The sequence below is a fragment of the Hydrogenivirga sp. 128-5-R1-1 genome (genome assembly GCF_000171895.1).
This window is the reverse complement of the sequence record NZ_ABHJ01000507.1, coordinates 1-1085: the sequence shown is the minus strand read 5'-3', so window position 1 is coordinate 1085 and position 1085 is coordinate 1. Positions and strand designations below refer to the sequence as shown.

2 protein-coding genes are annotated in these 1085 nt (G+C 32.6%); both read left to right on the top strand.

Features of this window, described 5'->3' with window-relative positions:
- Nucleotides 1-501: phage terminase large subunit (gene terL / locus HG1285_RS00305; RefSeq protein ID WP_008289702.1), on the top strand; the 501-nt coding region annotated here is incomplete at its 5' end.
- A gap of 85 nt (nt 502-586) precedes the next feature.
- Nucleotides 587-946: a hypothetical protein gene (locus HG1285_RS00310; RefSeq protein ID WP_008289701.1), complete on the top strand. Its 360-nt coding sequence runs from the start codon at nt 587-589 to the stop codon at nt 944-946.
- Nucleotides 947-1085: the final 139 nt, after the last annotated feature.

Here is a 1085-nt window from a genome sequence, read left to right as displayed (position 1 = left end):
ACAGGAAAGAAAACAGGAGACTATTCAGCCATAGTAACAGTGGCCAAAGACTTTGACACAGGCATTTATTATGTTTTAGATGCCTATGGAGAGAAAATATCGGACTTAAAATTTGCCAACAAAATAATTGAGAAGTACCTGATATATAAACCAAGGAAAATAATTTTTGAATCACAAGTTTTTCAAGAACTATATAAAAACACAATAATGAGAGAAGCTTCTAAGCAAGGAATTCATTTACCTATAAAACCTATAAAATCTACAATCCAGAAAGAAGTAAGAATACAAAAATTAAGCCCACTTATAGAAAATGGGCTAATCAAATTCAAAGAAAATCAAAAGTTATTGATAGATCAACTTGTAGAGTTTCCGAAAGGATCCCATGATGACCTTCCGGATGCACTTGAAATGGCTATCAGTGGATTTGAAAAGTCTTCAGGAGAAGTAAAAATAGTAGATTCTACTCCATGGAGCTCACAAAAGCTGGAAATTCAGTACTAATGCTCAACCACATAAATTCCAAAACAACTTGATACACCATCAATAAATAATGTAGATTCACAAAAAACATAACCTGAGGGCTAAAATGGGAATAAAAATTCCTGCAAAAGAAGGAAATTTAATCCAGGAAGAAATTTTAAGTCTCATAAGAAAAAAGCAAGAATTAAATGAAGAATTAGCAAAAATAAACAGAAAGCTAAAGGAAAAACTGAACCTCCAGAGACAGGTAATTATAGATTATGAAAGCTGGGTTAAACAAAAAAGCATAGAAAAGTTCGGTGAAGTTAAAGCGTCATATTCTATTAGAGAAGTTTCAAAAATAACCGGTATATCCCGTTCAACTATCCATCATAGGATAATGGAAGGTCAAATACTAACACTGGAAGACAAAAACAAAAGAATTCCATTTGAAGAAGTGGTCAAACTTGTAAGCCTTTACTACTAATCTTCTACCTGTCCAACCTGTCCTAACTTTTGCCCTTTTCACATTCTATCTTTTTTACATGATTAAAATGCCAGGCAGCCAAGAGATTTTAAATATGTTAGTAGCTGACTTTTCGCAGATTATTAATACGACAAAAGCC

Coding starts and splice junctions, on each gene's coding strand:
- HG1285_RS00310 (WP_008289701.1), top strand. CDS start 587: ATGGGAATAAAAATTCCTGCAAAAGAAGGAAATTTAATCCAGGAAGAA.